Source organism: Agromyces tropicus (genome assembly GCF_039531345.1).
Classification (GTDB): Bacteria; Actinomycetota; Actinomycetes; order Actinomycetales; family Microbacteriaceae; genus Agromyces; species Agromyces tropicus.
The window spans coordinates 449,134-460,806 of record NZ_BAAAPW010000002.1 but is presented as its reverse complement, the minus strand read 5'-3'; the positions used below and the strand labels follow the sequence as shown (position 1 = coordinate 460,806).

Annotated in this window: 10 protein-coding genes; 3 read left to right on the top strand and 7 right to left on the bottom strand. The window is 72.9% G+C overall.

The genetic code is table 11. The annotated features are described in order from the left end of the window. Positions 1-36: 36 nt before the first annotated feature. The 4 genes from ABD230_RS07920 to ABD230_RS07905 form a co-directional block, all read right to left on the bottom strand. A complete protein-coding gene (locus ABD230_RS07920; protein WP_344371454.1) occupies positions 37-1,527 on the bottom strand; it encodes a DUF2252 domain-containing protein in 1,491 nt (496 codons plus the stop codon). Continuing rightward, positions 1,524-3,251 carry an MFS transporter gene (locus tag ABD230_RS07915; protein WP_344371450.1) on the bottom strand — a complete coding sequence of 576 codons (1,728 nt, stop codon included), beginning with the start codon at positions 3,249-3,251 and terminating at the stop codon, positions 1,524-1,526. Before ABD230_RS07915 ends, ABD230_RS07920 begins: the two co-directional genes overlap by 4 nt. Further along, positions 3,226-4,065 carry a class II glutamine amidotransferase gene (locus ABD230_RS07910; protein ID WP_344371448.1) on the bottom strand — a complete coding sequence of 280 codons (840 nt, stop codon included), beginning with the start codon at positions 4,063-4,065 and terminating at the stop codon, positions 3,226-3,228. The genes ABD230_RS07915 and ABD230_RS07910 overlap by 26 nt, the downstream gene beginning before the upstream one ends. 82 nt (positions 4,066-4,147) lie before the next feature. Next, the gene (locus tag ABD230_RS07905) at positions 4,148-5,434 is read right to left on the bottom strand and encodes a serine hydrolase domain-containing protein (RefSeq protein WP_344371446.1); all 1,287 of its coding nucleotides are present in this window, start codon (positions 5,432-5,434) and stop codon (positions 4,148-4,150) included. Between the two features lie 229 nt (positions 5,435-5,663). Here ABD230_RS07905 and ABD230_RS07900 point away from each other — a divergent pair, with 229 nt between their 5' ends. Together ABD230_RS07900 and ABD230_RS07895 are read left to right on the top strand one after the other, a co-directional pair. Next, entirely contained in the window at positions 5,664-6,071 is a 408-nt protein-coding gene (locus ABD230_RS07900) for a DUF4383 domain-containing protein (RefSeq protein ID WP_344371443.1), read from the top strand. Between the two features lie 11 nt (positions 6,072-6,082). Next, a complete protein-coding gene (locus ABD230_RS07895) occupies positions 6,083-6,637 on the top strand; it encodes a hypothetical protein (RefSeq protein ID WP_344371441.1) in 555 nt (184 codons plus the stop codon). An 87-nt stretch (positions 6,638-6,724) separates the two neighbouring features. Here ABD230_RS07895 and ABD230_RS07890 read toward each other — a convergent pair whose 3' ends face one another. Both ABD230_RS07890 and ABD230_RS07885 read right to left on the bottom strand, forming a co-directional pair. Beyond that, positions 6,725-7,060 (bottom strand): DMT family transporter, encoded by a 336-nt coding sequence (locus ABD230_RS07890; protein ID WP_344371439.1) that lies wholly within the window; start codon positions 7,058-7,060, stop codon positions 6,725-6,727. A 41-nt stretch (positions 7,061-7,101) separates the two neighbouring features. Further along, on the bottom strand, positions 7,102-8,418 hold the full coding sequence (locus tag ABD230_RS07885) for an ATP-dependent DNA helicase (protein ID WP_344371437.1): 1,317 nt from the start codon (positions 8,416-8,418) through the stop codon (positions 7,102-7,104). Between the two features lie 170 nt (positions 8,419-8,588). On the opposite strand from ABD230_RS07885, the gene ABD230_RS07880 reads away from it, so the two are divergent. Then, positions 8,589-9,638: a hypothetical protein gene (locus tag ABD230_RS07880; protein WP_344371435.1), complete on the top strand. Its 1,050-nt coding sequence runs from the start codon at positions 8,589-8,591 to the stop codon at positions 9,636-9,638. 14 nt (positions 9,639-9,652) lie between these two features. On the opposite strand, the gene ABD230_RS07875 is transcribed toward ABD230_RS07880, so the two are convergent. Continuing rightward, complete coding sequence (locus ABD230_RS07875) at positions 9,653-11,650, bottom strand: bifunctional copper resistance protein CopD/cytochrome c oxidase assembly protein (RefSeq protein ID WP_344371433.1); 1,998 nt, start codon at positions 11,648-11,650, stop codon at positions 9,653-9,655. Positions 11,651-11,673: the final 23 nt, after the last annotated feature.

Genomic DNA, 11,673 nt, shown 5'->3' with positions numbered 1-11,673 from the left:
GGTGCGACGGATGGCGCAGCCTTTCGTCGGCGGGCGTCACTCCGCGTCGGCGGCGACGAGCCGACCTGAGGCGACAGCGCGCGCGAACGCGTCGTAGTCGCGCTCGTTCTGGTCGGCGTAGTCGGCCGCGAACGCCGCGATCGCGACGTCGAAGCGGTCGGACCCGCCGAGGTATGCGGCGATCGCGACCCGGTCGCCCGCCCGGGCGTGCGCCCGGGCGAGCGTGGCGCCGCACATCTGGGCGTAGAGCACGCCGGCCTTCGGCGTCATGAGCTCGACGTCGGCCGCGCCCTTGCCGTCGGCGAGCTGGCGCAGGTAGAAGTCGCGGCGGACCCCGTCGACGCCCGTGACCCGCTGCCACCCGAGGAAGAGGTCGCTCGCGGCCTGCATCAGGCGCTGGCCGCGCACGACGCGCTCCCCGTGGTTCGCATAGGGGCTCGGCGGCAGGAACCGTTCGAGCACCGACGCCTGCGCCTCCTTGGCCTGCAGCATGAGCGGGTCGCGGTCGTCGCGGCCGCGCATCAGGATGACCCAGGCTCGCGTGCCGACGCTGCCGACGCCGACGACCTTGCGTGCCATGTGCACGTAGTCGTACTCGGCGATGGGGTGCCGCTCGAGCGGCAGCGTGGTCCGGTACTCCTGCAGGAGGCCGCGCATGATGCGCTCCTCGTCCGCGCGGGTCAGCTCGTCCGCGGCGAGCTCCTCGATCGGGACGATGAGCGGCGGATCGGCGGCGATGCGCATGACGCCGCCCTCGCTGCGGACGAGCTTGCTGAACGCGCGCACGCTGTCCCGCCGGCGGGCCTTCGCCAGCGTCTGCTCGCTCCGCTTCAGCTGCTTCCGGCCGATCCGGCTCGCCGTGCGCTCGCGCTCGAACCACTCGCGCAGCGCCGCCGCGTCGAGGTGGTCGTACCAGGCGTCGAGGACGCGTGCCGTCGCCGCCCGCCGCATCTGCTCGCGGTAGGCCGCAACGCTCGCGAGGACCACGCGGCGTCGGTCGCGGTCGTCGAAGCCGCGGTAGCGGGCCGCGATCTCGAAGCTCGCGGCGAGGCGCTTCACGTCCCACTCCCACGGACCCGGGAGCGTCTCGTCGAAGTCGTTCACGTCGAAGACCTGGTCGCGCTCGGGCGACGAGAACAGCCCGAAGTTCGACAGGTGCGCGTCGCCGCAGATCTGGGCGACGATGCCCGAGACGGGAGTGCTCGAGAGGTCGGACGCCATGATGAGCGCCGCCCCGCGGTAGAACGTGAACGGCGAGGCGAGCATGCGCGCGTAGCGGATGGGCACGAGCTCCGGCACACGGCTCGCGGCCTGCTCCTCGAGCAGCGAGACCGGGTCGGGTCGGTCGGCGGGCGGTGACCAGCCGGCGTGGGATCGGCGCGGGGCGTTCGCCCGGGCGGCGCGCCCCGCGGCCGCGCGGCCGGCGAAGTCGTGTCGCGGCGCCGGGTCGGGGATGCCGGACGAGGAGGGACGGGGCGCGGGGTCCGGTCCGCTCGGCGGGCGGTCGAAGCCGGTCGTGCTGGTCATGGTCGTTCCTCGATCTCCTCGGGTACGGTCGCTCGCCCCCCGCCGCGCGGCGGGGCGCGCCCCTCGACCTCGTCGGGGATGCGCCGCGAGAGCAGCAGCGCGAGCAGCGCGATGGCGACGAGCCCGACGAACGCGACCCGGAGCGCCTGCAGCTGCGATTCGCCGTAGACCCTCGAGAGCTCCGCTGCGTCCGCGTCGGACAGCCCCGCGGCGGTGCCGATGTCGGCGACGGTCGACGCGGGCACCAGGTCGACGCCGTCATGGGTCGCCGCGTCGACGGCGGTGCGCACCTCGCCCGGCAGGTCGCTCGAGGCCACCCCGCCCGCGAACGACGTCGCGAGCGCGCTGATCAGCATCGAGCCGATGAGGGCCGTGCCGAGCGACGAGCCGAGGTTCTGGAAGACGCCCTGCATCCCGCCGACCTCGCTCGACTTCTCGGGACCGGCGCTCGACATGTTGACGTTGCCGAGCTGGGAGGCGAGGAGGCCCAGGGCCGCGCCGGCGATGAACATCCCGATGCTGAACGCCACCTGCCGCAGCTGCTGGTCGACCGACCCGAGCAGGAGCAGTGCCGCAGCGGCCAGCACCACCTGGCCGGTGACGACGATCCTCCGCGGCGACCAGCGGTTCGACAGCCGCGTGCCGGCGAACGAGAACAGGATGAGGGAGATCGACAGCGGGAAGATGCGCAGCCCCGTCTGCAGCGCGTCGAGTCCGAGCGTCATCTGCAGGTAGACGGGGACCATGAAGAACAGGCCGGCGGTCACGGCGTACTGCGCGCCGAGCGAGGACAGCCCGCTCCGCAGCCGGCCGATGCGCAGCAGCGAGACGTCGAGGAACGGTTCGCGGCCGGAGTCGATGAGCCGCCGCTGCCGGAACCCGAACCAGGCGAGCAGCCCGACGCCGGCGATGATCAGCCATGCCGTGAGCGACACCCCGAGCGGGGCGATCTCGACGCCGCCGATCTCCGGTGACTGCAGGGGGATGATCCAGCCCCAGGTCTTGCTCTGCAGCATCCCGAGCACGACCGCGATGAGCCCCGCCGACGAGAGCAGCACGCTGAGCACGTCGATCCGCAGCCGCACGGGTTCGTGCCGATCGGTGATGCGGCGGGCGAACAGCACCACGACGGCCATGACGACGACCTCGCCGATGAAGACGTACCGCCACGACGCGTACGTGGTCAGGAACCCGCCGATCAGCGGTCCGGCCGCGACCGCGGCACCGGATGCGGCGCCGATCATGGCGTAGGCGGTCACGCGCCGGCGTCCCTCGTAGTTGTCGGCGATGAGGGCGGCGATCGCCGGGATGACGAGCACCGCTCCCACGCCCTCGATGACCGACCATCCCGTGAAGAGCACGACGATGTTCGGGCTGAGGGCCGTCGTCAGCGACCCCAGGGCGTAGATGATCGCGCCGATCACAAACGCCCGCAGCCGACCCCAGACGTCGCCCAGCTTCGCGCCGACGAGCATGAGCGCGGCCATGGTGAGCGTGTAGAACGTGATCGCGGCCTGCATGGCCGACACCGTCGTGCCGAGGTCCTCGACGACCTGCGAGATCGAGACGTTCATGACGGTGCTGTCGAGCACCATGACGAACTGGGCGGCGGACAGTGCGGTGACCACGGCCCATCCGGCCGCGCGCGGCGCCGGAGGCGCGGCGTCGGGTGCGTCGCCGGGCGCCTCGCCGTCCGGCTCAGGCGGCGGAGCGGAAGGGCTCATGGTGGTATCCCTCACGGTCGAGGATCGCGATGGTCGACTCCGGGACCTCGATGAACAGCCCCGGCAGGTCGTTCAGGGGTTCGGAGACGACGAGCTGCGCGTGGTCGCCGAACTGGGACAGTCGCTCGGCCTCCGGGTACATCTCGCGGATGGTCGGGACGTCCCGGGAGTGGAAGAGGGTCCGCGACCGGCCCTGCGACGAGTACCGCAGTGCCCAGATCGTGGCACCGTCCGTGACGGCGATGGTGCCCTGCATGGGGAAGAGCACCCCCTGGTCGCGCCCGACGCGCTCGACCTGGTCGACCGCCGCCGTGAGTGCGGCGACGGGATCGTCGGCGAGCCCGTGCGTGATCGCGAGGTGGAAGAGCACCTCCGAGTCCGTGGTCCCCGTCACGTGCGGGTAGAGCGACGGATCGATCGCGAAGGTCAGGTCGCGCTTCACCTTCGCGAACTCCGCGAGGAAGCCGTTGTGCATGAACAGCCAGTTCTCCCACCGGAACGGGTGGCAGTTCGTGCGCTGGATCGGCGGGCCCGCCGCCGCGCGCACGTGGCTGAAGAACAGCGGGCTCTCGATCGACCGGGACAGCTCCCGGACGTTCTCGTCGTTCCAGGCGGGCTCGACGCTGTGGAACACCGCCGGGATGCTGCCCGCGACGGCGCCCTCCGGGTACCAGCCGACGCCGAACCCGTCGCCGTTGACGGTCTCCGCGCCCATCGGCGAGTCGAGCGACTGGGCGACCAGCGAGTGCGTCGCGTCGAGGAGCACGGCGGAGGCCCGCAGCGGCTCGCCCGAGTACGCCAGCCAACGGCACATCCGCGCCCTCCCCCGGCCGCGGCGCGCGCAGCCTCTCAGCGCGAGTCTGCCCCGCGTCGCGCGGCGCGCCATGGGTCCAAGGTCACCCGTCGGAGCCCGTGTCCTCCTCCTCGGGGGCGGGCGCGCAGGGCGCGGCCTCCGCCATCCGCTGCATCGCCTGGTCGAGCGACCAGGGCAGCTCCACGAGCGGGAGGTCTCGGCCCTCGGCCGGCGCGGCCTTCGAGGCGATCGAGGCCAGGGCGAACGCCGCCTCGCGGACGAGTTCCTCGCCGCCCGTCGAGTTGTTCAGCGCGACCACGACGGTGAGGCCGGTGGTGGGGTCCGTGAACATGGCCGACAGCGCCCCGACCGACTCGCCCGCCACGCCGCGCAGCGGCCCGTACTGCTGGGCGCCGATCCCCTGGCCCTGCCATCCGGGTGCGTCGCCGCCGAGCGGCGCGACCGTCCACGCCTCGCGCGCCGTCGCCTCCTCGAACAGCGACCCGTTCGCGAACGCCTCGCTCAGCGCCTTCGCGTCGTCGATCGTCGTGCGCGCGCCGCTGGCCGTGCCGCCGATCGAGCTCGACCGCGCCGAGACGTCGACGACCGCATCGCAGGACACCGAGCCGTCGGTGCCGATGCGCGACGAGTAGCCGCCGAGGGCGCCGGCGTACGACGTGCTGGACGGGGCGGGGATCGAGGTGTCCTCGAGCTCCAGCGGGTCGAGCACGTACTGCGTCGCGAGGTCCTTCCAGGTGCGGCCGGTGTGCTGCTCGAGCGCCATCGCGAGCAGCAGGATGCCGGTGCGCGACTCGACCCACTTCTCGCCCGGGTCGCCCTTCCTTCCGGCCGCCAGGCCGCTCGCGACGAGCTCGGCGGCGGGCCACACGCGCTCCGGGTTGCCGACGAAGTAGCGCCGCAGCGGCCCGTAGTAGTCGGCGATGCCGGACTCGTTGCGGCAGAGCTGCTCGAGCGTGATCCCCTCGAGTCCGGGGATGCCGCGGACCATCGACGACACCCGCTGGTCGAGTTCGACGACCCCGGCGTCGACGAGCCGCAGCATCAGCGCGCACGTCAACTCGCCGGTCCCCGCGGCGAGCTGGAAGCGGGTGTCGGCGGTGACCTCGTCGGCGCCGTCCGAGAAGTCCACGGTGCCGATGCCGGCCGTCCAGGATCCCGCCCAGGGCGCCCAGACGCCCGCGACCGCACCGCTCGAACCGCTCAGGCGCACGGCCTCGGCGAGCGCGGCGTCGAGCTGGTCGGCGACGTCGCCGCCGAACGGGCCGTCGACCTGCTCGTAGTCGACCGCCGGCCCGTCGGACGCCGTGCAGGCTGAGAGGCCGACGAGCGCGCACGCCGTCGCGACGGTCGCGGCGATCAGCCGACGCATCCGCCCTACCCCTGCAGCCACCGTGCCCCCCGCCGTGTGTCCGGAGTGATTGTAACCCGATCATCGTCGCGGGCCACGGGACGCCACGATCCCGCCCCGCACCGGACGCGGGGCCCGCCCCGTCGGTGTCCCCCGAACGCCCGACCGGTCGCGATCCAATCCGGTCCGGTGCGGGCGCCGAACCCCTCCCAGCACGGCGACCGCCGCGCGACGACAAGGAGGCATCGCCATGAAGAACTCACCCAACCGAATCGCCGCGACCGTGTTCGGCGCGGTCTACGTCCTCGTGGGCCTGCTCGGCTTCGCCGTGACCGGCGGCGTCGGCTTCATCGCCACCGAGGGCGGCCTGCTGCTCGGCATCTTCGCGGTCAACCCGCTGCACAACATCGCCCACCTGGCGATCGGCGCGGCGCTGCTCATCGCCGGCCTCGCCAACGTCGCGGCGGCCCGGACCGTGAACACGGTCGTCGGCGCGGCGTACCTGCTGCTCGGCGTCGTCGGCTTCTTCATCGCCGGCACGCCGGCGAACATCCTCGCGCTCAACACGCCCGACCACTTCCTGCACCTCGCGAGCGCGATCGTGCTGCTCGGAGTGGGACTCGGCGCCGAGCGCACCGCACGCGTGGCGACGGCGTAGGGGGCCGGGCCATGCAGGCACTGGCGACGATCACGCGCACCTGGCCCATGCTCGCCGCGCTCGGCGGCGGCCTGGTGCTGACGGCGCTCGGCGCCGGTGCCGGGGGTGCACCGCGGGTCGTCCTGGCCGGGCTCGGCGTCGCCGCGCTCGGCTGGGGCGCCTGCGCCCTCCGCGCGGGACGGGTGCTCGCCCCGCGCGCCACGCTCGCCACCGCGGTGGGCCTGCTCGTCCTGGGCGGGGCGGCGGCCGCGGCCGGTGCGCTCGCCATGCTTCCGGGCGCCCCGGTCGCCGCGGCGGCCGCGTTCGTCGCCGTCGTCGCGCTGTCGGCCGCGACGATGCTGCGCGCGGACCGGCGCCGTCGCGAGGACCCGGCGCCCGCGGCATCCGTCGGCCGGAACCGCTCGCCCGGCGGCGAGACGGCGCGCTCCCTCACCGGCCTGGCCGCGGGTGCGATCCTCGTGTCCGCGCTGGCCACGCCCGCCCTCGCCGCCACCGAGGCCGGGCGCTCCGCCGCGCCGCACGGCGAGCACGTGATCGCGCCCGCGGATCGGGACCACCACCACTGACCACTCCGACCGCGGCCGGGGGCGCGTGGCGATGACGCCCCCGGCCGCACCTTCCGGCGGCGGCACCGTCGGGCGGCGCTGCGCCGATCAGCCGTGCGCCGCCGACTCGCCCGCGAAGATGTTGAGCACGAGCACGCCGGCCACGATCAGTCCGATCCCCAGCAGCTTCGCGACCGAGAGCGATTCGCCGAGGAAGAGCACCCCGATGGCGACGATGGCCGCGGTGCCGACGCCCGACCAGATCGCGTAGACGATGCCGATCTCGAGCTCGCGCACCGTGAGCGCGAGCATCCAGAACGAGAGCCCGTAGCCCGCGAGGACGACGAGCGTCCACCACAGCCGGGTGAAGCCCGCCGTGAACCCGATGAGGCTCGTCGCCGCGACCTCGGCCGCGATCGCGACGCCCAGGTAGACCCATGCCATTCGGCGAGTCTGGCAGATCGCACGGCGTGCCCGGCGGGGGCTCAGGCCGGCAGCTCGTCGGCGGCGCCCCGCTCGCGCGCCGCCCCCGACATGAACCGCTCGACGTCGCGGTCGACGATGATGTCGCGCGGCACGAGCGGGCGCGCGAGGTACAGGCCCTCGAGGCTCGTGAGCCGCGACAGCGCGACGTAGGTCTGGCCGGGACTGAACACGCGCGAGCCGAGGTCGACGATCGCGGCGTCGTAGCTCGCGCCCTGCGACTTGTGGATCGTGACGGCCCACGCGAGCCGGAGGGGGAACTGCGTGAACTCCGCCACGATCTCGCGCTCGAGCTTCTTCGCGACCGGGTCCCATGTGTACCGGTACTTCTCCCAGGTGGCCGGCTCGACCTCGTGCTCCTCGCCGTCGACCTCGACCCGAACCTCGCGATCGAGCGAGGTCACGGTGCCGATCGTGCCGTTGACCCAGCGCGGGCCCTCGTTCCAGGTGCCGGTGTCGTTGCGGAGGAACATGACCTGCGCCCCGACCTTGAGCTCGAGCCGCTCGTCGGCCGGGTAGCCGCGACCGCCGAACTCGCCGTTCACCTCGGCCTCGTTCGCGAGCGACTGCCCGGGGAGCCGGTGCAGGGCCGCGTGGTTGATGCGGTTGACGGTCTGGTTCGTCGTCGCGAGCGTGATGGCGCCCTGCTCGGGCAGCGGCCGCCGGGCGCCGGTCTCGTTGAGCGCTCCCGCGATCTCCGCGGTCACCATGCCGTGGCGGACGGCGTTGAGCATGTGCTTGAAGGCGTCGTCGTGCTGGCGGTGCACCTCGCCCAGCTCGAAGATGCGGAGGTCGGCCTCGTCCCACACCCGCGCATCGAAGAACCACATGGAGCGGTACGTGTCGGCGAAGTAGCGCCGCTCCTCGCCGGACCCCGGCACCGGCGCCAGCTGGTACGGGTCGCCGAACAGCACCACCTGCACGCCGCCGAACGGCTCGTGCGGGCGCTGGCGGGCCTGCCGGAGCGACCGGTCCATCGCGTCCATCAGGTCGGCGTTGACCATCGAGACCTCGTCGACGACGAGGGTGTCCATCGCGTTCAGCAGCTTCCGGACGGCGTCGTTCTGGTCGATCTCGCGGTCGGCGACGACCCCGATCGGGAGCCGGAAGAGCGAGTGGATCGTCTGCCCGCCGACGTTGAGCGCGGCGACGCCCGTCGGCGCGCAGATCACGATCTGCTTCGACGTGTTCCAGTTCAGGTGGTTCAGCAACGTCGACTTGCCGGTGCCCGCACGGCCCGTCACGAAGACGTGCTCGCGCGTGTGCTCGATCGCCCGGAACACCGCCTCCTGTTCGGCGGTCAGGGTGACGTGCTGCACGGGTCGGCCTTCGGGGTGCGGGTGGCGGATGGGCGATCGGATGCCTCGGGCGGGCGTCTTCACTGTAGACCGCGATGCCGGGGCGGCGGTCCGAGCCGCGGCATCCGTCGGTCGTCACGCGACGTTGTGGAGAACCGGGCCCGCGGGAGGGCCCCGTCTAGACTTGCCGGGTGGGGAGTTCGGGCCGACGAGAGGGACGCCTGTCGCCGGCCGCGATCGCGGGGTGGACGGGCCTCGCCGTCATGGTCGTGGGCGCGTTCCTCGCGGCCCTCGGCGGTCTCAACCAGAGCATCTACGGCGCCCCCGCCTTCGTCGAGCGCTACCTCGACGCCATCGCCAGCGACGACATCGTGAGCGCGGCCGCGACGCCCGGCGTGCGGATGGACGAGGGGCATCTCGCGGCCGCCGGCCTGCCGGCCGACACGTCGACGGCGATGCTGCGCTCCAACGTGATCGACGCCGGACCCGAGGACGTGCGGATCATCTCGGACGAGGCGCACGAGGACGGCGGGCACACCGTCACGGCCAGTTACCGCCTCGACGCCTCGATCGTGCAGACCGAGTTCGAGGTCGAGCCGATCGAGCCGCTCTACGGCGTGCTGCACCGGTGGAGGTTCTCGACGAGCCCGCTCGCCGTCATCCAGGTGACCGCCGCGCACAACCCGCTCTTCACGGTGGGCTCGCTCACGCTCGACACGCGTGCGACGAAGTCCGGCGACGACCTGACCGCGTTCTCGCAGACGGCGCCGTACCTGGCGATCGCGCCGGCGGCGTACGAGTTCGGCTACGACTCCACGCTGCTCGAGGCCGTGCCCGCGCAGGTGATCGCCGAGCCCGGGACGACGGCCGAGGCCACGGTCGACGCGCTGCCGACCGAGGCGTTCGTCGAACGCGTGCAGGCGAAGGTCGACGAGTACCTCGAAGACCAGTGCGCCAGCCAGCGCGTGCTGCAGCCCGCCGGCTGCCCGTTCGGCGTCGTGATCGACGACCGCGTGGTGAGCGAGCCGGTGTGGACCATCGTCGAGTCGCCCGAGGTGACGCTCGTGCCCGGAGACACGACGTTCGAGATGCCGCCGACGCCCGGCGTCGCGCACATCTCGGTCGACGTGCAGTCGCTGTTCGACGGCACCTTCTCGACCCTCGAGCAGGACGAGGGCTTCACGCTCGCCCTCGACGCGACGGTCCGGCCCGACGGGTCGATCTCGATCCAGCTCCGCTGAACCGCGTCGCCGCGTCAGTGCACCCCGTCGCGCTCCGCGAGCGCCGCGAGCCGGGCGTTGTACGCCTCGAGCTCGGCCTCGCCGGTGCGGTCCGCGTGCCGGTCGCGGCGCTTCGTCTCCTTCGCGTCGGACCGCGACCACTGCACGGCGACCGTGATCGCGAGGGCGACCGTGGGGATCTCGCCGATCGACCAGGCCACGCCGCCGCCGACCTGCTGGTCGACGAGCGCGTCGGTGCCCCAGCCCATCGCGCCGTACCAGTCGGCGAGCATGAGGCCGGTGCCCATCATGATCGCGAGGCCGAAGAAGGCGTGGAACGCCATGGTGCCGAGGAGCAGCAGCAGCCGGAACGGGTACGGCAGCCGGTAGGGCACGGGGTCGATCCCGATGAGCGACTGCACGAACAGGTACCCGGTGATCAGGAAGTGCACGACCATCCACTGGTGCCCGATGACGTGGTCCTCCATCGACCACCGGAACAGCGGCGAGTAGTAGAACGCCCAGAGCGAGCCCGCGAACAGCACCGCCGCCACGATGGGGTTCGCGATGACGCCCGCGAAGCGGGAGTGCACGGCGAGCAGGATCCACTCGCGCCCGCCGCGGCTGCCGTCCTTCCGGGGATGGATGGCCCGGGCCGCCAGGGTCACCGGTGCGCCGGGCACGAGCAGCACGGGCACCGCCATCGTGAGGATCATGTGCCCGAGCATGTGCGCCGAGAAGAGGTACTGCTCGTAGACGGCGACCCCGCCGCTCGTCACCCACGCGAGCAGGAGCAGGCCCGACACCCACAGCACCGTGCGGTAGATCGGCCACCGGTCGCCGCGACGGTGCAGGCGAAGCACGCCCGCGACGTAGAAGAAGATGCCGAACCCGCAGGCGATCAGCCAGATCAGGTCGGGCCGCCACTCCGTCAGGTACCGCCACCCGTCGGGCCACGGCGGCAGCGGCTCGCCCGTGAGGATCTCGGCCGGCGTGCGGGCGAGGCCGCCGGAGACGTCCTCCGGCACCGGGGTCGCGGTCCGGGCGAGGGCCGCGGCGACACCCGACGCGATGCCCATGAACGCGAGCTCGACGACGACGAGCAGCCAGAAGGTCCGGTCCGCCGACCGACCGGCGGCGGCGCCCGGCGGCGTCGGGCGCGACATCCGCCCGATCATGAACCGGCGCTGGACCGCGCCGAACAGGCCGAGCGCGATGAGCGCGGCGACCTTGAGCGCCACGAGCACGCCGTACTGCGTCGCGAGCTGGTCCCACGTGCCGATGCGGAGCGCCGCGCTCGCGTAGCCCGAGATCGCGACCACGATGAACGAGATCAGGGCGACCGTCGAGTACCGCGAGAGCACGACGACGAGCCGCTCGCCGTCGAGCGCGGGCTTCAGCAGCACGATCGTGAGCAGCCCGCCGAGCCAGGCGGCGACGAACACGAGGTGCAGTCCGAGGGCGGCGACGGCCTCGTTGTGGCCGGTGGTGCCGGCCGCGTGGCCCTCCTGGGCCATGGGCACCAGCGCGATCACCGAGAGCACCGCCACGAAGACGAGGGCGGTGTGGTTGCGGACCGCGAACGCCAGCACCGTGACCGCGGCGGCGATGAGCGTCGTCGCGAGCCACGCCTGGCCGAGTTCGATCGAGGTCACGAACTGGCCGAGCTGCTGCCCGAATCGGTCGGTCAGGGAGAACTCGACGCCCGTGACGAGCACGAAGGTGAGCACGGTGGTCGCGGCGCTCGCGACCGTGAGCACCGCGGCGGACGCCGCGGCCACGTCGAGGGCCAGCTCGAACTCGCGGCGCTTCGGGCTCAGGGCCCAGACCGCCAGCACGAGCGCGCCGATCATGCCGGCCGCGCCGAGGTTGACGAACAGCTTGGCGATCGGCACGCCCCAGCGCGCGACGGGGCCGGGGTCCTGGATCGGGTACGGCTCCGCGCCGCCGCCGTAGGCGAGGCCGACGATCGTCGCGACGAGCGCGACGGCGACGATGACGGCGGGGCCGAGCACGCGGGCGGTACGGATCACCGTACGAGCCTAGGCGAGCCGGC